The sequence below is a fragment of the Paraburkholderia heleia NBRC 101817 genome (assembly GCF_000739775.1).
Lineage (GTDB): Bacteria > Pseudomonadota > Gammaproteobacteria > Burkholderiales > Burkholderiaceae > Paraburkholderia > Paraburkholderia heleia.
Genome location: NZ_BBJH01000022.1, coordinates 40,397 through 59,385 on the forward strand (window position 1 = coordinate 40,397; position 18,989 = coordinate 59,385).

Sequence of the window (18,989 nt, forward strand, 5' to 3'; positions counted from 1 at the left end):
ACACAAATGGATGCCATCTCGTACCAGCGCGCGGCCGACGTGAACGGCGCGATTGCCGCCGCGCAGCGTCCCGGTGCCGTGTTCATTGGCGGCGGCACGAATCTGCTCGATCTCATGAAGGGCGGCGTCGCGCATCCGGTCATGCTCATCGATATCACGCGCATCGAAGCGCTCGATCAAGTCGCAACGCTGCCCAACGGCGGCCTGCGCATCGGCGCGCTCGTGCGCAACAGCGACGCGGCCAATCACACGCTCGTGCGCACGCGCTACCCGCTGCTCTCGCAGGCGCTGCTCGCCGGCGCTTCGCCGCAACTGCGCAATATGGCGACTGTGGGCGGCAATCTCATGCAACGCACACGCTGCCCGTACTTTTACGACACCGCGTTCACCCAGTGCAACAAGCGCTCGCCCGGCAGCGGCTGTGCGGCGACCGGCGGCTTCAACCGCATGCATGCGATCCTCGGCGCAAGCGCACAATGCGTGGCCGTCAATCCGTCCGACATGAGCGTTGCGCTCGCGGCGCTCGACGCCACCGTGCAGGTGAGCGGTCCGAACGGCGCGCGCACCATTGCTTTCGCGTCATTTCATCGCCTGCCCGGCGATCGGCCCGATCTCGACACGACGCTTCAGTCAGGTGAACTGATCACCTCGGTCGACCTGCCGCCACCGTTGTTCAGCGAACACGCACACTACCTCAAGGTCCGCGACCGCGCGAGCTATGCCTTCGCGCTCGTCTCGGTCGCCAGCGCGTTGCAACTCGACGGCCACCGCATACGCACGGCGCGCATCGCGCTGGGCGGCGTCGCGCATCGGCCCTGGCGCGCGAGCGTGGTGGAGCAGCATCTCGCGGGCAAAACACTCAACGAGTCGACGCTGCGCGAGGCGGCTGCGGCGGAACTCGCGCAGGCAAAGCCGCTGAGCGGCAATGCGTTCAAGGTCGGGCTCGCGCAGCGCGCGATCGTCCGCTCGACGATACTCGCTGCCGCCGGCACGCAAGCGCAAAACACCGGAGATTTTGCATGAGCACGCTGACCGGACAACCGATGGACCGCATCGACGGCATGCTCAAGGTCACGGGCGGCGCGCTCTACGCGAGCGATTTCCCCGAAACGCGGCTCGCCCACGCCGTGCTCGTTACCAGCACGATTGCGAGCGGCACGATTACGTCGATCGATACCAGCCGCGCGCAGTCCATGCCCGGCGTGCTGCTGGTCATGACGTACCAGAGCGCGATGCGGCTGCCCAACGGCGGGCGCTCGCCGCTCAAGCCGCCGGCGGGACGGCACCTCACGCTGCTGCAGGACAATGTCGTGCGTTACAGCAACGAACCGGTTGCGGTCGTGGTAGCCGACACGCTGGAACAGGCCACCGATGCCGCACGCCACGTCGACATCGCCTACGCACCGACACAGGCCACGCTCGACTTCAACCGCGCAAAAGGCGACGCGCACGCGCCGCCAAGCCCGATGGGCCGCCCGGTCGAATCGACGCGCGGCAACGTCGAGGCCGGGCTGCATGAGGGCGCGGTGCGCTTCGAGGCCGTCTACACCACGCCCACGCAGTTTCACAACCCGATGGAACCGCATGCGACGATGGCGCACTGGGACGGCCCGGACCTCACGCTCTACGACGCCACCCAGGGCGTGAGCGGCGCGCGCAATGCGGTGGCGGCCGTGTTCGGCATCGCGCCCGACAACGTGCGCGTGATCTCGCCGTTTCTCGGCGGCGGCTTCGGCTGCAAGGGCTCGTCGTGGTCGCACGTGAGCCTGTGCGCGATGGCCGCGAAGCAGACGGGACGCCCCGTGCGGCTCGCGCTCGCGCGTCCTCAAATGTTCGGCCCGGTCGGCTCGCGCCCGCACACGGAACAGCATCTCGCGCTCGCCGCACACGCGGACGGCACGCTCACGGGGCTGCGCCACGACACGCTCGCTCACACGTCCACGTTCGAAGACTGGCTCGAGATGTCCGGCCTCGTCACGCGCATGATGTACGCCGTGCCCAATTGCAGCACGAGCCATCGTGTCGTACCCCTGAACGTCGGCACACCGACCTTCATGCGCGCGCCCGGTGAAACGACGGGCTCGTTCGCACTCGAATCGGCCATGGACGAGCTGGCATGGCAACTAAAAATGGACCCGGTTGCGCTGCGCCTGAAGAACTACGCGCAAAGCGAGCCGCAGGACGGCAAGCCGTGGTCGTCGAAAGCGCTGCGCCAATGTTACGAGGCGGGCGCACAACGCTTCGACTGGTCGCGGCGCATCGCCACGCCGCGCGCCATGCGCCGCGGCAACACGCTCATCGGCCTTGGCATGGCGAGCGCGACGTATCCCGCGAATCGCAGCGAAGCCGCTGCGGTGGCGCGCATCCTGCCCGACGGCAACGCGATGGTCGCGTCGGGCACTCAGGACATCGGCACCGGCACTTACACGGTGATGACCCAGGTGGCCGCCGACGCGCTCGGCTTCCCGCCCAACCGCATCCGCTTCGCGCTGGGCGATTCGACCTTGCCGGGCGCGCCGGTTTCGGGCGGCTCGCAGTCGGCGGCGAGTGTCTCGCCCGCCGTGGAGGCTGCATGCACAGCCGTGCGCGACAAGCTCGTCGCGCTCGCGCGCGCCGATCGCGGCTCGCCCGTCTACGGACTCGCCGCCGAGGACGTGACCGTACAGGACGGCTGGGTCGTGAGCCGCAGCGACAGTTCGCGCCGCGATCCGGCGGCGGCCGTCATCGCACGCGCAGGCGGCCAGCCGCTCGAGGCGCAGGCCGCGACGAAGCCAGGCGCGGAGAAGCAGCAGTATGCGTTTCACTCTTTCGGCGCCGTGTTCGCCGAAGTGCACGTCGATGCCGATACCGGCACGATGCGCGTGGCGCACATCGTCGGCGCGTACGACGTGGGACGCGTGCTCAACGAAAAAACGGCGCGCAGCCAGTTGATGGGCGGCATGGTATGGGGCGTGGGCACGGCCCTGCACGAAGAGGGACTCTTCGACACGCGCATGGGCCGCATCGCGAACAATAACCTCGCCGAATACCACGTGCCCGTGAACGCGGACATCGGCGAGCTGGACGTGCTGTTCGTCGGCGAACCCGATCTGCGCTTCAATCCGCTCGGCGTGCGCGGCATCGGCGAAATCGGTATTACCGGCGTGCCGGCGGCCATTGCGAACGCCGTGTATCACGCCACGGGCGTGCGCGTGCGCGATTTGCCGATCACGCTCGACAAGGTCGTTCCGCAGATGAATTCGCTTGCGTGACCGGCACACGAGGTGACCGGCACGATGCGGCCTGCAACGCAGGCTGCACCCGCATAGTGCATGCGCGGTCCGCACAGGGAGGATAAGCAAGGCATATGCCGCCCTCGGGGCTTGCCTCACGCGCGCTTGCGCCGCACAATCACTGCTCACCCTCTTCGCGGCGTACCACACCCATGGCCTATGCTTCGTTCGCCACCGGCGTGTTGCTCGCCGCCGGCACCGGTTCGCGCTTCGATCCCAACGGACTGCGCAACAAGCTCCTCGCTCCCCTCCCGGAAGGCACGTGCGTCGCGCGCGAATCCGCGCAGCGGCTGCTGCGCGTCGTACCCAAAGTCATCGCCGTCGTGCGCCCCGGGGCGGAAGCGCTCGCGCATGTGCTCAACGACGCGGGCTGCGACGTGGTGTTCGCGCCCGACGCCGCGCGCGGCATGGGCGCGAGCCTCGCTGCCGGCGTGGAAACCGATCATGAAGCGGAAAGCTGGATCGTGGCGCTTGCCGACATGCCCTGCATTGCCGTCGAATCGATCGAAGCCGTAGCGCGCGCACTGGACGGCGGCGCGTCGCTCGTCGCGCCGTTCTATCGCGGGCAGCGCGGACATCCGGTGGGCTTCGGCTACGCGCATCGCGCGGCGCTCGTCGCGCTCGATGGCGACGCGGGCGCACGTGCCCTGCTGAGCACCCAGCCGCTTACGCGCGTCGAAGTCGACGACCCGGGCATTCTGCGCGACGTCGACACGCCGGCCGATCTCAACGGGCTCTGATTCGCGCGCACTCGCGCGCTGCGATTGTTCAATTGCGAATGCCTGGCATGCAATCGATCGCCTACGCTATAAGCTGACGCGCGCCACACGGCCGCCCGCTTTAGCGCAAGAGGACCTCGCGATGATCTGCTCGCACACGAATCCGCTTCCCGATCCGCTCGCCGATCCGACGCGGGACCCCGAACGCGACCCGCTCAGCCCGCCGGCACCGGGCCATCACAACGACGAACCGCAGCAGCCCGAAGGGCCGCCGGACAAGGATCCCGTGTGATCGCACGCCCGGTCGCCACGGCCGGGCATCTCGTCTCACGGCCGTAGCGGCGCTCGCGGCGACGGTTGGCAGGCGCCGCGTCCGCTCCTGCGCGCCGAGCGCTTCTTCCGCCTCCCATCCCCGCCTTTCGCAAAGCTTGCGCCTTCGACGGCTGATCCGTAGAATGCAAACGATTCCCATTTGCAATATCTTTCAGGATTGCCGTGAGCCCACTCGTGATCGCGTTCGCCCCCGCGCGCCGGCCGGCGCGCCGAGGTTTCGCATGAGACCGCTGCTGGTACGCCTGCACCGCTGGTTCGGTCTTGGCACCGCAGCCTTCCTGTTCCTCGCCGGACTCACCGGCGCGGTGATCGCGTGGGACCACGAACTCGACGCGCTGCTGAACCCGTCGTTCTTCCGCAGTGCGACGCCGGGCACGCCGCTGCCTGCGCTCGAACTCGCGAAGCGTCTCGAGGCCGCGCAACCGCACGCGGTCGTGACCTTCATGCCGCTTGCCGTCGAGCCCGGCCATACGTGGATCGCGCAGGTGGCGCCGCGCCTGAACCCCGCAAGCCAGGCACCCTATGCGCTCGGGTTCAATCAGGTCGCGCTCGATCCCGTAACGGGCGGGGAGCAGGGGCGCCGCATGTGGGGCAAAGCATCGCTGGCACGCCAGAACCTGATCCCCTTCCTCTACCAGCTCCACTACACGCTGTTCATGCCGACGAAGATGGGCATCGACTTCGGCGCATGGACGATGGGCGTGGTGGGGATCGTATGGCTGCTCGACGGCTTCATCGCGATCGTGCTCGCGTTTCCGAGCCTGAAAAGCTGGCGCAAGTCGCTCGCCTTTCGGGTGAAGCGCGGCGGCTATGCGCTCACGTTCGATCTGCACCGCTCGGGCGGCGTGTGGCTCTGGGGACTCCTGATCGTCGTGGCCGTGACATCGATTTCGATGAACCTCGGCGCGCAGGTCGTGCGCCCCGTGGTGTCGGTGTTCTCGACGCTCGCGCCGGACCCGTTCCGCCTCGTCGCGCCGGGCCCTGCGCTCACGCCTGCCGAAGCAGCGGCTGCGCGCGTTCGCATCGTGGCCGAAGCCGCCGACATGGGCCGACGCGAAGGCATCACGGCGCCGCCCGGCGGACTCTTCGGGCTGCCGACCTCCGGCATATATGGCGTGGGCTACTACACGGCGGGCAACGATCACGGCGACGCGGGCCTCGGCAATGCCTGGCTCATCATGAACGCACGCACGGGCCAGGTGCTCGGCCGGCAGATTCCGGGCCGCGGCAGCGCAGGCGATATCTTCATGCAGGCGCAGTTTCCGTTGCATTCAGGGCGCATCGCCGGGCTGCCGGGACGCATCGCCATCAGCGTTACCGGCATTGCCGTCGCGATGCTCAGCGTGACCGGCGTGCTCATCTGGCTCAAGAAAGCGCGTGCGCGGCGCAAGCCCGCGAAGCAGGCGAAGGCGGCCAGCACGATCGGCACGCGCGAGCGGGCCGCGAACTGATCCGCAGACGGGCGCACGAAACAAAACACAAGGCCTTGCAGCGAGTGATCGGTGATCGTTGCAAGGCCTTTTTTCGTGGACGGGCTCGAAACCGCAAGCCCGTCATGCTTACGTTCAACGCGTCACTTCATCGAACGCTGCAAGCAAACGCTCGACGTCGGCGGCGTGAATATCGCCCATCGTCGAAATGCGGAACAGTTCTGCCGACAAGCCGCCCTGCCCCGCATAGATCACGAAGCCGCGCGCCTTGAGCGCGTCATGCAGCGCCGGATAATCGACGCCCGCGGGCAAGCGGAACGCGCGCAGCACCACCGACGATTCGTCCTTCGGCAGCACGCTCTCCATGCCACGCGCCGCGAGCCCTGCGCACACCTGCCCGGAAAGCGCAGCATAGCGCGCGTGACGCGCCTGCCAGCCGCCTTCGTCCGCGAGTTCGCGCAGCGCCTCGACGAGCGCGTAATACGCGTGCACGGAAGGCGTGAACGGCGTATTGCGCTGATCCTGGAGTGTGGCGAGACGCTTGAGATCGAGATAGTACGTGCGGCTATGCGCCGGCGCGAGCGCTGCGCGGCGCACCACCACGAAGGCCGCGCCCGGCACGCCGTGCAGGCACTTGTTCGCCGTCGCCGCCACCGCCGCAATGCTTGCGTCGCCGAAATCGATCGCTTCGGAACCGAAGCTGCTCACGCCGTCCACGAGCATCTGCACGCCGCGCGCGCGGCACGCTTCGCCCAGTGCGCGCAGATCGTTCAGGCGGCCCGTGGTCGTTTCGTGATGAATGATCGCGACGTGCGTGACCGACTTGTCGGCGTCGAGCGCGGCCATGATGCGCGCGAGGTCCGGCGCCTGCATCCAGTCGTGCCCGACGACCTCGTGCGCGATGCCATACTGCTTGGCGATCGCGGTGATGCGCTCGCCATACACGCCGTTTTCGACGATCAGCAGCTTGCCGTCCGCCGGCACGAGCGTCGCGATCATGCTTTCGACCGCAGCCGTGCCGGAGCCCGTCATGAGCACGGCCTGCCACAGCGCCGGGTCGAGATCGTAGACGCCCAAAAGACGCGTGCGCGCCTCTTCCTGCACGTCGAAGAACTCGCTTTCGCGATGGCACAGGTCTTCCTGGAGGAGGCTGCGGCGCACGCGTTCGGTGAGCGTGACCGGGCCGGGATTGAGCAGCAGCATCGGTAGGTCCTTATTCAGCTGACGTGTCGGCATTGGCGCCGATGTGGCGCATGAGGCGCGCCTTGACATCGGGCGGCGTGATGGTTGGGCGCGGCAGGCCGTCTGGCGTGCCGCGGCGAATCGTCAGGCGTACGAAGCGTGTGCCTTCGACACCCGAAGCGCCCTTCGCGCGTTCGCGCGCGGCGGCGAGCACGTTGTCGAGCATCGCGAGATCGTCGCCTTCCACGGCGTCGGCGTAACCGCATGCGGCGGCCACGTTCGCGAACGACACCTGCCCCGACACGGTGGCCTGGCCACCCGTCGAATCGTGCGCGCCGTTGTCGAGCAGCACGTGCGTGAGGTTCGCGGGGCCATAGGCGCCGAGCGTGGCGAACACGCCCATGCGCATGAGCGCCGCGCCGTCGCCGTCGAGCGCGACCACGTTCAGGTCGGGCCGCGCAAGCGCGAGGCCGAGCGCGAACGGCGTGACGCAGCCCATCGAGCCGACCATGTAAAGCTGGTTCGAGCGGTCGTCCAGCGCGTAGAGTTCGCGGCCGCAAAAGCCGGTCGAGGCGACGACCACCGTCGACCCGGCAGGCGTCGCGGCGATCACGCGCTCGAGCGCCTGCTGGCGCGTGGGCAGTCGATCAGGCGTCCGTCCGGTCCATCTGGCCTGCGCGACGGGCAGCGCGTGCTGCGCCGGCATCGCGCCGCCGCCCTTCAGTTCGTACGGCGCCACGCTGCCCTTCTGCATGACGAGTGCGTACGGGCGGCCCGTTTTGTCCATGTGCTCGATGGCGCGATCGAGCGCCGCCGCGATCTGGCCGGCTTCCGTGGGAAACGTCTCCCACGGAATTTCCATCGTTTCCAGCATCTGCGGCGTGATGGGGCCCATCAGCGCATGCTGCGGCTCGTCGGGCACACCCGGCTGGCCGCGCCACGTGACGATCAGCAGTTGCGGCAGGCGGAACGTCCACGTCAGCGACGTGAGCGGGCTCACGGCGTTGCCGAGGCCCGAATTCTGCATCATCGTGATGCCGCGCTTGCCCGCGAGCGCCACGCCCGCGATGAGCGCGACCGCATCGCCTTCGTTGGCCGCGCTCACGTAGTGCAGCGAGTCGTCCTGCAGCACGTAGTTGATGAACGGCGTGAGATACGAGCACGGCACGCCTGCATACCACTCGAAGCCGCGCGAGCGCGCCGCTTCGACAAACTGTGCGGCTTCGATCATGCCTGCCCCTGCGCGCCCAGCGGCGTTTGCGCATGCGTATAGACACCCTGGGCGAAATCTCCCGCGCGGCGGAAGTCTTCGAGGTCGTTCACGCCGCGCCAGTGGCCGTGCACGTATTGCACTTCGATTTTCTCGCCATCTGCGATCAGCGCGTTGAGCAGCGCCGGCATGTCGAGCGTGTCGAAGTCGGCGCGCGTTTGCAGTTGCGCGAGCTTCTTCGCCAGCTTCGCGCGGCCTGCGCCGCGCACGTTCACGAGGCCGATCCAGCGGCCGTGCGGGGCCGCGCCGTTCGCAGCCGGTTCACTTGCCACGCGCACGAGGAACACCTTGTTGCCGAACAGATCGCGCTCGTCGGCGGCCGAGCACCATGCGAAGTCGCGCGTGCTCTTGTTCTCCGACTCAGGCGACGAATCCACCACGACGCTGAAGTCGGCTGTGCTTTCCACGAGATCGTGCAGGATGTAGCTGCGGAACACCAGGTCGCCGTACGAGATCACCGTGTCGTTGTCGAGCGCGCCAACGGCGCACGCGAGCGAGGCGAGTTCGTTCGTCTGCGCGAAGCGCTCGTTGCGCACGAGCTTGATGCCCGCCGTGTCGATGGCTTCGGCCTTGTAGCCGCCCACCACGGTGATGTCGTTGACCGACTGCTTCTTGAACGCGTCGACGAGCCAGCGCAGGAGCGGCTTGCCCGCCACCGGCAGCATGACCTTGGGCTTGTCTTCCGTGTAGACGTCGAGGCCCGAGCCGCGGCTCGCGGCCAGCACGATCGCCGAGCCCGCGCCGCGCGACGAAGCGCCGAGGTAGCGGTCTTCGGCTTCCGAATATTCGTCGGCGTCCTGCAGGCGGAAAATTTCGTTAACCGTAGCAATGCGGTCTTCGACATCGACGAGCGTCTGCGTTTCGTAAATCGTCCTGGTCACGGCCTGCATGGCCGAAACGGCCGCGCGGATCTGGTGGTTCGCCCAGATCACCGTGCTGATGCCCGCCTTGCGGAACACCTCGGTCGGCGTGCTGTAGTACTTGGTCGGCACGATCACGAGCGGGCCGCGGCCCGCCCACTCCCGCGCGAACGTGAGGATCTCGTCAGGCTTCGAGAGCTTGCTGTGGATGAGGATCGCATCCGCGCCGGCCTGGCGATACGCCTCGGCGCGCTTGAGCGCTTCGTCCATGCCCCAGCCCGCGATCAGCGCCTCGACGCGCGCGACGATCGAGAAGTGCTCGTCGGTCTGCGAGTCCTTGCCGGCCTTGATCTTGCCGCAGAACTCGGCGATCCCGGCGAGCGGCTGCGCCTCGCCCTTGATGAAGCTGTTGGTCTTCGGGAACTGCTTGTCTTCGATGCACACGCCCGCAATGCCGCGCTGCTCCAGCTTGCGCACGAGACGGCGCACGTTGTTGAAGTTGCCGTAGCCGGTGTCGCCGTCGAGCAGGATGGGCAGGTCGCTCGCGTCGGCCATGAACTCGAGGTTGTCGACCACCTGGGTCCAGCTCGCCTCGTTGTTGTCGCGCACGCCGAACTGCGCGGAGATCGAGAGGCCCGAACCCCAGATCGCCTTGAAGCCCGCCTCGCGCGCAATGCGCGCGGAAAGGCCGTTGTGCGCTTCCATCAGGAATTCGAGTTCGTTGCTGGTCAGCATCCGGCGCAGCCGCGCGCTGCGCGATGTGGCAACAGCGGCGGGGACCAGGGCGGGTTCGCGTGCGTTCATTCTTGTTGCTCCAGTGGACGTCATGCGGGCGGCAGCGGGAGTTGCGCCGTGTGCGTCGCATCGTTAGGAAAGGTCCTTCATCCCGGCCTCGTCGCAGGCCTCGAAGTCAGGCCGGCCGGGGGCAAAGTCGCGACTATATCGGAAATGATTCCTATCCGCAGTCGATCCCTGCAAAGCGTGGCAAATCATGCAGTTACTGTGAAATTTGTGGCTTTTGTCGCGCGTTCGCCGGTGTTTCAACGGCGTGTCATACGAGTGAGATCAAAGCTCGTGGTTTTGTATGACGAAAGCTGCCTAAGCAGGGTTCCTCCTGGGTCTCGCGCACGTTTGCGCCGGCCGTAAACACAGTCTGGCGGCAACGCATCGCCAGTCGTATCGCTCTCGCCCTGTGAAATCCCCCGACCGACCATGCAAAACATGACACTCAACAAGAAGCTCCGCTCGATGATCGCGATCCTCTGGATCGGCCTGCTGTTGATCGTCGCCTTTGGCGCCTGGCAAAGCCGCGAGTCGATGATCCGCGAGCGGCGCGCGCAGCTCATCGCGCTCGTCGACGAAGCGATGAGCATCGCCAACTACTACTACGGCCTCTCGCAACGCAACGTCATGCCCGAAGCCGATGCGCAGAAGCAGGCGCTCGCCGTGATCGGCTCGATCCGCTACGGCACCGACGGCTACCTGAGCGTCAACAACTCGCAGTCCGTCATGCTGATGCACCCGATCAAGCCCGAGCTTGACGGCAAGAACATGAGCGACTTCACCGACCCCGCCGGCACCCATATCTTCACCGGGCTCGTGAACGCCGCGAGCGGCCCGGACGGCGGCTTCCTCGACTACCTGTGGGCCAAGCCCGGCCACAGCGAACCCGTACCCAAGCTGAGCTTCGGCCACCGCTTCGTGCCGTGGGACTGGGTGATCGTGACGGGCATGTACATGGACGACGTGCGCGCCGAGTTCTACGGCAGCCTGCTGCGCTGGCTCGGCGTGACGTTCCTGCTGGCCGGCGCCGCCACCGCGGTGATGGTGCTCGTGGTGCGCAGCGTGCGCCGCAGCATCGGCGGCGAGCTGGAGGGCGCGGTGGACGCGGCCAATCGCATCGCCGAGGGCGACCTCACCTTGCACCTGCAGGTGCAGGGCACGAACGAGACCAGCCTGATGCGCGCGCTCGCGACGATGCAGACGGCGCTCGTGCAAACCGTCTCGCGCGTGCGCAGCGGCGCCGAAAACATCAACGTGGGCGCGAACGAGATTGCGGCGGGCAACACGGATCTCTCGCAACGCACCGAGGAACAGGCGGCGGCGCTCGTGCAGACCGCATCGAGCATGGATCAGATGACGGCGAACGTGCGCCAGAACGCGGATAGCGCCCAGCATGCGGCATCGCTCGCGAGTCAGGCCGCCGACGTCGCGACGCGCGGCAGCGCCGTAGTCGACGACGTGGTGCGCACGATGGGCGACATCACGACGAGCTCGCAGCAGATCGGCGACATCATCGGCGTGATCGACGGCATTGCGTTCCAGACCAACATCCTCGCCCTGAACGCAGCCGTCGAGGCGGCGCGCGCGGGCGAACAGGGCCGCGGCTTCGCGGTGGTGGCCGCCGAGGTGCGCAGCCTCGCGCAACGCTCCGCCACCGCGGCCAAGGAGATCAAGGCGCTGATCGAAAAGTCGACGGGCACCGTGACCGAGGGCCAGCATCTCGTGACCCACGCGGGCTCGACGATGACCGAGATCGTGCAGTCGGTGCGGCGCGTGCACGAGATCCTCGAAGAGATCAGCAATGCTTCGCGCGAGCAGAGCGCCGGCATCGAGCAGGTCAACCGCGCCGTGGGCGAGATGGACCAGGTGACGCAGCAAAACGCGGCGCTCGTGGAGGAGGCCGCCGCCGCCGCCCATTCGCTCAAGGACCAGGTGAGCGCGCTGCGCGAGTCGATCGCGAGCTTCCGCTTGCCCGCACACGCGTAACGCTGTCGCCACACCGGCTCGACGCCGGTTTGCGTGGCTTCCCGCCGGGCCGCATTCGCGGCCCGGTTCGCTTTGCGCCTCCTTCGCTGCCCCTGCGCCGCCCGCACCGCCCGCGCCGATCATTTCAATTCAATTACATCATGTTTACAATATGACTCTGCCCGCCACCCCGCCTTGCCGATGATCCGTTCCAGGAAACCGCCGCGCGATCCGCACGCCGCCGCGACCCGTCACCCGATGCTTGCGCCGCGCCTGCCCGCGTGGCGCTCGAAGTTCATCGTGTTCGTCACCTTCGCGGCCTTTGCGGCGCTGGCCGGGCGCGCGTTCTGGATTCAGGTCGCCAATCACGGCTTTTATGTGAAGCAGGGCCAAAAGCGCTACCAGCGCACGCTGGAACTCGACGCCATGCGCGGGCGCATTGTCGACCGCAACGGCGCGCTGCTGGCCGTGAGCCTCGCTACTTTCGAAGTCTGGGTGAATCCGCGGCTCCTCGACGCCGCCGCGCAGGCGCCGCTCGCGCGACTGCTCGACATGCCGCTCGCGGAACTCGAGCGGCGCATTGCCGGCGACCGCTCCTTCGTGCTGCTCAAGCGCCAGGTGGACGCCGAGACCGCCGCGCACATCGACGAGACGGCCATAGGCGGCATCACCCTGATCGCCGATTCGAAACGCTACTACCCCGAAGGCGAATCGGCCGCGCACGTGGTGGGCTTCACCGACATCGAAGACGCCGGCCAGGAAGGCGTGGAGCTTGCCGCGAACGCGCGCCTGCGCGGCACGCCGGGCCAGCGCGAGGTGATCCGCGACCGGCTCGGGCGCGTCGTTTCCGAGCCGGGCGAGCGCGTGCAGCCGCGCAACGGTGACACTGTGCAGCTCACCATCGACCGCCGCGTGCAGCAGCTCGCGTACTCCCAGCTCAAGGCCGCCGTCGCGAAGCATCACGCGGAAGCGGGAAGCGTCGTCGTGCTCGACGCGCAGAACGGCGAAATCCTCGCGCTCGCGAACTGGCCGTCGTTCGACCCGAACGACCGCGCGCGGCTCACGGGCAAACAGTTGCGCAACCGCGCCGTGGTCGACACGTTCGAGCCCGGCTCGACCATCAAGCCCGTGGTCGTTTCACTGGCAATGGACCTGCGCAAGGTCAACGCGAACACCCTCATCGACACCGCGCCGGGCACGTACCGCATCGGCCCCGCGACGATCCACGACACCTCGAATCACGGCCGCATGACCGTGGCGGAGGCAATCCAGAAGTCGAGCAACATTGCGCTCGCCAAGCTCGCGCTGAATCTTCCCGCGCAAACGATCTGGGACAAGTATCAGGAGTACGGGCTCGGGCAAAGGCCCGGCGTCACGTTCCCGGGCGCGGCGCCTGGCCGCGTGCGGCCGTGGGCGCGCTGGCGCCCCATCGAGCAGGCGACGATGGCATATGGCTACGGCCTGTCCGCGTCGCTTTTGCAGATGGCGCAGATCTACACGGCCTACGCCGGCGACGGCACGCTGCACCCGGCCAGCCTCCTGCGCGATGCGTCAGGCGGCGCCGCGTCGGCGGCGCGCGCGGTCACGACGCCGGCCACGGCCGCCGCCATGCGCAAGATGCTGGAAATGGCGACGAGCGACGGCGGCACGGGGCGCGCCGCCAATGTGGACGGCTATCGGGTGGGCGGCAAGACCGGCACCGCGCGCAAGCAGATCGGCGCGGGCTACGCGAAGAACCGCTATCGGGCGCTGTTCGTCGGCATGGCGCCGATGAGCGCGCCGCGCGTGATCGTCGCGGTCATGATCGACGATCCGGCGGGCAGGGCCTTCTATGGCGGCACGGTTGCGGGGCCGGTGTTCTCGGGGGTGACGGCGGGCACGCTCCAGTTGCTCGGCGTGCCGCCCGATGTCGCGGCCGGGCCCGAAAGCGCCAGGGGTGCGAGCGGCACTCAAGCCGGCCCAGGGCGCCGTTAGCGCCGCAATCAATGGTGGCGATAAGTGTCACGATAACCGGGCGGCGGCTCGCTGCCGGACACGGCGGCGGGCGCGCTCGCTTCTGCATTGGGCGCGGGCGGTGCACCGTAGCCCGATTGCGCGACCTGCTCCCGCGCCAGACGCGCTTCGTTGGCGCGCTTTTCGGCAAGCCGGCGCATGGCGCTCTGCACATCTTCCGGATACGTGGCGTCGTTCGCCGAAGCCGGGCGGTAGCCCACCGACTCCAGATCCATCAAGTCCTGAAGCACCTGGGCGCGCGTCACCGGACCGTTATGCGTGCCGCTGGACTGGGCAAACGACACCGCCGGAACGATTGCGATCATCGAAACCAGCGCCGCGCGCCGCATCGCGTTTTTCACCATGCTCTCCGTATGAATTCGATGAGCAGAGTCTACGCAGCGCGGCCACGCGTAAAAACCGGCGAGCGAGGGAGACAGTCTTCCATTCCTCGCAAGATTGATAAGGAGTTCTGCGATCCTCAGATCTGGTCGCGGCCAAACGCGCGCAGCCCGTCGAGATCGACCACATCCACGCGGTTATAGGAGAGCGCGACGAGCCCCTGGCGCTCGAGCGTCTGCAGGGCCTGGTTGATCCGTTGACGCGACGCGCCCGCCAGCATGCCGATCTCTTCCTGCGAGATGTCGAGCGCACGCCCCGTCTCGGGGTAGAGATCGGGATTGAACATCTGCGCGAGCGACTGCGCGACGCGCGCATCGACGTCGAGCAAGCGGCTGTTCTGGATCAACGCGATGAATTCGCCCATGCGGTTGTTGAGCTGATGGATCACGAAGCGGTTGAACGGCAGGCTGCAGTCCATGAGCCGGTGGAACGTCTCGGTGGCGACGGCCATGACGAGCGAGGGCTGCAGCGCGATCACGTCGTACTTGCGCGGCTCGCGCTTGATCACGCTCCCCTCGCCGAACCAGCCGCCATGCGGCACGCCCGAAAACGTGCAACCGCGCCCCGACGCATTGAAGATCGCCAGCTTCACGAGGCCGGAACTCACGCCGAGCCACCAGTCCGAGGGCGCCTCGCGCGCGGCGACGATCGCGCCCGCGGCATAGCCCTGCGCATGCGACGACGCCAGCACCCACTCGCGATGCTCGGGCGCAAGCGCGCGGAACCACGCGCAGCGCTCGAACAGCGCAGCCAGACGCGCGGCGCTCGCGGCGTCGATGCGCTCGCCTTCGCGCCATGAATCGCGGGCGGGCGGGGTTCCGTCCGGGGGCATAATGGATTGCGACATCGCGCTTTCCTGGGTTAGGTCAATCTTTGGGTCGATCTTTGGGTCACTCTTGCCGAACGGACCGTGCGTCGCGGCCCGCTCTGTCGCGCCGGCGACAGACTGGCGCGCGCGGCCCTGCTACGTTAGCGCGAATCCTATCGACAAACCAATAACTGTTCGGAGACACCGCCATGTTGCACCCCTACGAAGAAGGGCTCGCGCAACGCGAAGCCAATTATGTGCCGCTCACGCCGGTCGATTTCATCGCCCGCGCAGCCGAAGTCTATGGCGACCGCCTGGCCGTCGTCCACGGCGAGGTCCGGCGCAACTGGCGCGAGACCTATGCCCGCACGCGGCGGCTCGCGAGCGCGCTCGCGCAGGCGGGCATCGGCCGCGGCGACACGGTAGCGGCGCTGCTGCCCAACATCCCCGCGATGGTCGAGGCGCACTTCGGCGTACCCATGCTCGGCGCGGTGCTCAACACGCTCAACACGCGACTCGATGTCGCAACCATGCTGTTCATGCTGCGCCATGGCGAAGCGAAGGCGTTGATCGTCGATACCGAATTCGCGGCGCTCGCGCAGCGCGCGGCGCTCGAATTCCCCAACCTCAAGATCATCAGCGTGGCCGACATCGCGGCCGCCGCCCCCGAGTCCTTCCCGCGCGCCACCGACTACGAGGCGTTCCTCGAACAAGGCGATCCGGAGTTCGCCTGGGAGCCGCCGCGCGACGAATGGGACGCTATCGCGCTGAACTACACCTCGGGCACGACGGGCGACCCCAAGGGCGTGGTCTATCACCATCGCGGCGCGTACCTCAACGCGGTCAGCAACATCCTCGAATGGGACATGCCCAAGCACGCCGTGTACCTCTGGACGCTGCCGCTCTTTCACTGCAACGGCTGGTGCTTTGCCTGGACGGTCGCCGCGCGCGCGGGCGTGAACGTGTGCTTGCGCAAGTTCGACGCGAAGCTCGTGTTCGACCTCATTCGCAGCGAGCGCGTCACGCACTATTGTGGCGCGCCGATCGTGCAGGGCGCGCTCGCCGACGCCCCCGCGGAGTATCGCGCCGGCATCGATCACACGGTGCACACGATGGTGGCCGGCGCGCCGCCCGCGCCGGCCGTGATCGCAAAGATGAAGGCAATCGGCATCGAACTCACGCATGTCTATGGCCTGACCGAGGTGTACGGTCCCGCTGCCGTGTGTGCGGTGCAGGCGCGCTGGCAGACGCTCCCCGATGAGGAGCAGGCGCGCCTCGCCGCGCGCCAGGGCGTGCGCTACCACCTGCAAAGCGGCGTGAGCGTGCGCCATGCGCAGACGATGGAACCCGTGGCCGCCGACGGCGAAACGCTCGGCGAGATCATGTTCCGCGGCAACATCTGCATGAAGGGCTACCTGAAGAACGAGCGCGCGACCGAAGAGGCGTTCCGCGGCGGCTGGTTCCACACGGGCGACCTCGGCGTGATGACGCCCGACGGCTACGTGCGCATTACCGACCGCAGCAAGGACATCATCATCTCGGGCGGCGAGAACATTTCGAGCATCGAGGTGGAAGACACGCTGTATCGCCATCCGGCCGTCGCGCTCGCCGCCGTCGTGGCGATGCCCGACCCGAAGTGGGGCGAAGTGCCTTGCGCGTTCGTCGAACTGCGGCCGGGCGCGAGCGCCACGGCCGAGGAAATCATCGCGCACTGCCGCCTCTTTCTTGCGCACTTCAAGGTACCGCGCATCGTGCGATTCGGTGAGCTGCCGCGCACGGCCACGGGCAAGATCCAGAAATATGAGTTGCGCGCGCAACTAGGTTCACAAAGCGCAATCGACGTGGCGGGCGCGCCGTCCGCACCGAAAACGCCGCGGTAAGAACGCCATCGGGACTTGCTGGCCGGTACATGTGACGCATTCGGGCGGCCCCGCGCTGCCCGAATGTAACGTCGGTTGACAACCCGACCCCCTGTGGCTGGCTGCCGATTGTCAGGTGCGCCACTTATTCCTTTCTGCATCAAGGACCCATTGTCAGATCGGACTTTCTTTCATGAAGAATCGTATGAAACGAAAGCTTACAAGTGGTCACGTATTCCTCCGCTTCGGGCCGATAAGCTTTGAATCGTGGTCACAACACAAAGGCATCCCGATGCCGCGTGACTGACGACGCAACCGAAGAGGAGGTAACTCATGAATTCGAAGAGCTGGAAGACCCCCGCCCGCGCCATCGGCGCGGCACTGATCGCCGGCGGCGCATTGATGGGCGCATCGAGCGCCTTCGCCCAAACTGCGCCGTATGGGCTGCGTGCCGAAGCGGCGCCGCAATACGGTCAACCGCGCATGATGCCGGTGGACGCGCACATCTCGATCGGCTGGCACGAGAACCGTTACTACGACGGCCATCGCTATTGGGACCACGACGAGTGGATGCACCGTCACCCGCACGATCCGGGTCCCCCGCACTACCGCGACGACGACCGCCGTCCGCCGCCCCCCCGTTATTGATCGAGGCAGGCACCTGAAGCGGTACACCGAGGCCGGTCTTCCCAAGGGAGACCGGCCTCGGCGCATTTCGGCTCCTTACTCCGGCACGCGCGTTCGGGCGCGCGAATATCGTTCGGGATGCGAATCAGTTTGACCGCAACGCCCGCCGGACGGCGGATCCAGCCGGCCGCGCCACGCTTGGGGCGCGGCCGGAAAGGCAGACGTCAGTAAACGCAGGTAATGCGCAAGCGTTGCCGGCCGCACGGGCCGCGGGTAACGTTGATGGGCGTTTCGTTCCCCGGAGCGCACGGTGTATTCTCATTGCCCGGCCAGAGATGGCCGGGATTTTTTTGCGCGCGGATCAGAACACCAGGGCTTTTCGGGCGCCAGGCGCACCAGGGTTTTTTTCCGATTGCGGACGCAATTTTGCGGACGTAAGGTGGAATGGCCTCTTGAGAACAGGCGAGCCTTGTGACCCCCGGTCGCGACACGGTCCGGCCGGGGATTTTTTTGGCTTCAATGCCTGTGGGGAATCGCGTCTGCAGCAGCGGCGCCGCGAGAGAAAGGACTATGACGGATCACCGAATGAGGAGTTCGGCTTCGCTCCAGCCAGAGCTAGATCCGTCATGTCGTGCATTATCCGGGCTCAAAGCCGGAACGTCACTAGCCTCTCGCGCAAAGATCCATTACATAAACCGGCAAGATTTGGGGACGGACGTCGAAAGCCGGCCTGTGCGCATCGGTTAACATGGGAGTTTCGCCTGCAGGGCCCGCCCGCTTTTGCCAACCGCTTGTGCCGACCTTTACGCTTGCCCATCCCGTCACCGCGGAACTCGAGATCCGCAAGAGCCGCTTCATCGCGCACGCCATTCCTGTTGCCGACCGCGAAGCGGCCATGGCCGAAATCCGCCGTCTGCGCGACGAACACCCCGCCGCCACGCACGTTTGCTGGGCGCTGCTCGCGGGCGGCCAGTCCGGCATGTCCGATGACGGCGAACCCTCCGGCACCGCCGGGCGCCCGATCCTCGAAGTGCTGCGCCATCACGACCTGGACGGCGTGCTCGCCGCGGTGGTGCGCTACTACGGCGGCGTGAAGCTCGGCGCGGGCGGCCTCGTGCGCGCCTATACCGACGCCATTGCGAGCGCCTTGCAGGGGGCCGCGCGCGTCGAGCGCATCGCGCAGGCGCAACTCACCGTCGAACTTGGCTATCCCGACGAAACCCGCGTGCGTCACTGGATCGACCAGGCGCACTTCACGCTCGTGGAGAGCCAGTACGCCATGACGGTCCGCCTCACGATCCAGCTGCCCGCCACCGCCGTGGACGCCGCGCGCCACGCACTGACCGACCTCACGCAAGGCCGCTCAGGCTTCCCCGAGCACGGTTGAAGCGGTCGCCCGGCGCCCAGCGACCGCCGCCGTGCAGGTCGCGCACTTTTCAAAATCTTTTCATTTCTTTCATCAAGTTTCATGAAAGCTTGCCGTAATG

At 67.2% G+C, this 18,989-nt stretch carries 15 protein-coding genes; 10 read left to right on the top strand and 5 right to left on the bottom strand.

The features are described 5' to 3' along the window. Nucleotides 1-6 precede the first annotated feature (6 nt). The 5 genes from BHE01S_RS18655 to BHE01S_RS18670 all read left to right on the top strand — a co-directional run bounded on the left by BHE01S_RS18655 (nt 7) and on the right by BHE01S_RS18670 (nt 5,775). On the top strand, nt 7-1,023 hold the full coding sequence (locus BHE01S_RS18655; protein WP_042266516.1) for an FAD binding domain-containing protein: 1,017 nt from the start codon (nt 7-9) through the stop codon (nt 1,021-1,023). After that, complete coding sequence (locus BHE01S_RS18660; RefSeq protein WP_042266519.1) at nt 1,020-3,251, top strand: xanthine dehydrogenase family protein molybdopterin-binding subunit; 2,232 nt, start codon at nt 1,020-1,022, stop codon at nt 3,249-3,251. Before BHE01S_RS18655 ends, BHE01S_RS18660 begins: the two co-directional genes overlap by 4 nt. Before the next feature lie 173 nt (nt 3,252-3,424). Further along, nucleotides 3,425-4,012, top strand: coding sequence for a nucleotidyltransferase family protein (locus tag BHE01S_RS18665; RefSeq protein ID WP_042266522.1), 588 nt, complete (start codon nt 3,425-3,427; stop codon nt 4,010-4,012). A 121-nt stretch (nt 4,013-4,133) separates the two neighbouring features. Continuing rightward, complete coding sequence (locus BHE01S_RS38435; RefSeq protein ID WP_167337693.1) at nt 4,134-4,283, top strand: hypothetical protein; 150 nt, start codon at nt 4,134-4,136, stop codon at nt 4,281-4,283. Nucleotides 4,284-4,545: 262 nt separating this feature from the next. Next, nucleotides 4,546-5,775, top strand: coding sequence for a PepSY-associated TM helix domain-containing protein (locus BHE01S_RS18670; protein ID WP_042266523.1), 1,230 nt, complete (start codon nt 4,546-4,548; stop codon nt 5,773-5,775). A 114-nt stretch (nt 5,776-5,889) separates the two neighbouring features. Here BHE01S_RS18670 and BHE01S_RS18675 read toward each other — a convergent pair whose 3' ends face one another. Genes BHE01S_RS18675 through aepX form a run of 3 tightly spaced genes read right to left on the bottom strand, consistent with a single transcriptional unit; the run spans nt 5,890 to nt 9,870 of the window. Beyond that, nucleotides 5,890-6,957, bottom strand: a complete 1,068-nt coding sequence (locus BHE01S_RS18675) for a 2-aminoethylphosphonate aminotransferase (protein ID WP_042266525.1) — start codon at nt 6,955-6,957, stop codon at nt 5,890-5,892. Nucleotides 6,958-6,967: 10 nt separating this feature from the next. Continuing rightward, complete coding sequence (aepY, locus tag BHE01S_RS18680; protein WP_042266526.1) at nt 6,968-8,167, bottom strand: phosphonopyruvate decarboxylase; 1,200 nt, start codon at nt 8,165-8,167, stop codon at nt 6,968-6,970. After that, nucleotides 8,164-9,870 (bottom strand): phosphoenolpyruvate mutase, encoded by a 1,707-nt coding sequence (gene aepX, locus BHE01S_RS18685; protein WP_042266527.1) that lies wholly within the window; start codon nt 9,868-9,870, stop codon nt 8,164-8,166. The genes aepY and aepX overlap by 4 nt, the downstream gene beginning before the upstream one ends. A gap of 417 nt (nt 9,871-10,287) precedes the next feature. On the opposite strand from aepX, the gene BHE01S_RS18690 reads away from it, so the two are divergent. Beyond that, nucleotides 10,288-11,835 (top strand): methyl-accepting chemotaxis protein, encoded by a 1,548-nt coding sequence (locus BHE01S_RS18690; RefSeq protein WP_042266725.1) that lies wholly within the window; start codon nt 10,288-10,290, stop codon nt 11,833-11,835. Nucleotides 11,836-12,015: 180 nt separating this feature from the next. After that, nucleotides 12,016-13,788: a peptidoglycan D,D-transpeptidase FtsI family protein gene (locus BHE01S_RS18695; RefSeq protein ID WP_042266528.1), complete on the top strand. Its 1,773-nt coding sequence runs from the start codon at nt 12,016-12,018 to the stop codon at nt 13,786-13,788. A gap of 8 nt (nt 13,789-13,796) precedes the next feature. On the opposite strand, the gene BHE01S_RS18700 is transcribed toward BHE01S_RS18695, so the two are convergent. Both BHE01S_RS18700 and BHE01S_RS18705 read right to left on the bottom strand, forming a co-directional pair. Beyond that, a complete protein-coding gene (locus BHE01S_RS18700; protein WP_245639781.1) occupies nt 13,797-14,171 on the bottom strand; it encodes a DUF4148 domain-containing protein in 375 nt (124 codons plus the stop codon). A gap of 116 nt (nt 14,172-14,287) precedes the next feature. Beyond that, nucleotides 14,288-15,040 (bottom strand): Crp/Fnr family transcriptional regulator, encoded by a 753-nt coding sequence (locus tag BHE01S_RS18705; RefSeq protein WP_042266729.1) that lies wholly within the window; start codon nt 15,038-15,040, stop codon nt 14,288-14,290. Nucleotides 15,041-15,225: 185 nt separating this feature from the next. On the opposite strand from BHE01S_RS18705, the gene BHE01S_RS18710 reads away from it, so the two are divergent. The 3 genes from BHE01S_RS18710 to BHE01S_RS18720 all read left to right on the top strand — a co-directional run bounded on the left by BHE01S_RS18710 (nt 15,226) and on the right by BHE01S_RS18720 (nt 18,889). Next, nucleotides 15,226-16,896 (top strand): acyl-CoA synthetase, encoded by a 1,671-nt coding sequence (locus tag BHE01S_RS18710; protein ID WP_042266529.1) that lies wholly within the window; start codon nt 15,226-15,228, stop codon nt 16,894-16,896. Between the two features lie 312 nt (nt 16,897-17,208). Next, complete coding sequence (locus tag BHE01S_RS18715) at nt 17,209-17,523, top strand: hypothetical protein (protein ID WP_042266531.1); 315 nt, start codon at nt 17,209-17,211, stop codon at nt 17,521-17,523. Nucleotides 17,524-18,250: 727 nt separating this feature from the next. Then, a complete protein-coding gene (locus tag BHE01S_RS18720; protein ID WP_042266534.1) occupies nt 18,251-18,889 on the top strand; it encodes an IMPACT family protein in 639 nt (212 codons plus the stop codon). Nucleotides 18,890-18,989 lie beyond the last annotated feature (100 nt).

Coding starts and splice junctions, on each gene's coding strand:
- aepY (WP_042266526.1), bottom strand. CDS start 8,167: ATGATCGAAGCCGCACAGTTTGTCGAAGCGGCGCGCTCGCGCGGCTTC.
- BHE01S_RS18665 (WP_042266522.1), top strand. CDS start 3,425: ATGGCCTATGCTTCGTTCGCCACCGGCGTGTTGCTCGCCGCCGGCACC.
- BHE01S_RS18670 (WP_042266523.1), top strand. CDS start 4,546: ATGAGACCGCTGCTGGTACGCCTGCACCGCTGGTTCGGTCTTGGCACC.
- BHE01S_RS18710 (WP_042266529.1), top strand. CDS start 15,226: ATGTTGCACCCCTACGAAGAAGGGCTCGCGCAACGCGAAGCCAATTAT.
- BHE01S_RS38435 (WP_167337693.1), top strand. CDS start 4,134: ATGATCTGCTCGCACACGAATCCGCTTCCCGATCCGCTCGCCGATCCG.
- BHE01S_RS18715 (WP_042266531.1), top strand. CDS start 17,209: ATGAATTCGAAGAGCTGGAAGACCCCCGCCCGCGCCATCGGCGCGGCA.
- BHE01S_RS18700 (WP_245639781.1), bottom strand. CDS start 14,171: ATGGTGAAAAACGCGATGCGGCGCGCGGCGCTGGTTTCGATGATCGCA.
- aepX (WP_042266527.1), bottom strand. CDS start 9,870: ATGAACGCACGCGAACCCGCCCTGGTCCCCGCCGCTGTTGCCACATCG.
- BHE01S_RS18695 (WP_042266528.1), top strand. CDS start 12,016: ATGATCCGTTCCAGGAAACCGCCGCGCGATCCGCACGCCGCCGCGACC.
- BHE01S_RS18705 (WP_042266729.1), bottom strand. CDS start 15,040: ATGCCCCCGGACGGAACCCCGCCCGCCCGCGATTCATGGCGCGAAGGC.
- BHE01S_RS18660 (WP_042266519.1), top strand. CDS start 1,020: ATGAGCACGCTGACCGGACAACCGATGGACCGCATCGACGGCATGCTC.
- BHE01S_RS18690 (WP_042266725.1), top strand. CDS start 10,288: ATGACACTCAACAAGAAGCTCCGCTCGATGATCGCGATCCTCTGGATC.
- BHE01S_RS18720 (WP_042266534.1), top strand. CDS start 18,251: ATGGGAGTTTCGCCTGCAGGGCCCGCCCGCTTTTGCCAACCGCTTGTG.
- BHE01S_RS18655 (WP_042266516.1), top strand. CDS start 7: ATGGATGCCATCTCGTACCAGCGCGCGGCCGACGTGAACGGCGCGATT.
- BHE01S_RS18675 (WP_042266525.1), bottom strand. CDS start 6,957: ATGCTGCTGCTCAATCCCGGCCCGGTCACGCTCACCGAACGCGTGCGC.